Source organism: Mesorhizobium sp. M5C.F.Ca.ET.164.01.1.1 (genome assembly GCF_004792125.1).
GTDB classification, from domain to species: Bacteria; Pseudomonadota; Alphaproteobacteria; order Rhizobiales; family Rhizobiaceae; genus Mesorhizobium; species Mesorhizobium wenxiniae.
This window is the reverse complement of record NZ_SRTG01000386.1, coordinates 1-319: the sequence shown is the minus strand read 5'-3', so window position 1 is coordinate 319 and position 319 is coordinate 1. Positions and strand designations below refer to the sequence as shown.

Annotated in this window: 1 protein-coding gene; it reads left to right on the top strand. The window is 66.8% G+C overall.

The genetic code is table 11. The features are described from left to right. The coding region (locus EN807_RS33920; protein WP_135938047.1) for a S1 RNA-binding domain-containing protein at positions 1 to 319 on the top strand (319 nt) is incomplete at both ends.

Below are 319 nucleotides of genomic sequence, written 5' to 3'. Positions count from 1 at the left end.
CCGAAGCCTATGGCGTGGCGAAGAAGATCGTCGCCGCCTGCGGCCGCGACGTGCGCGCGTTGATGGGCGACAGTGCCGCGCTCAAGGCGCTCGATCCGCGTGTCTTCGTCGACGAGCGCTTCGGCCTGCCGACGGTGCGCGACATCCTGGCGGAGCTGGAAAAGCCCGGCCGCGATCCGCGTCCTGGTTTCAAGACGGCGACCTTTGCCGAGGGGGTTGACGACATCAAGGACCTGAAGCCGGGCATGCAGCTCGAAGGCACCGTCACCAATGTCGCTGCTTTCGGCGCCTTCGTCGACATCGGCGTGCATCAGGACGG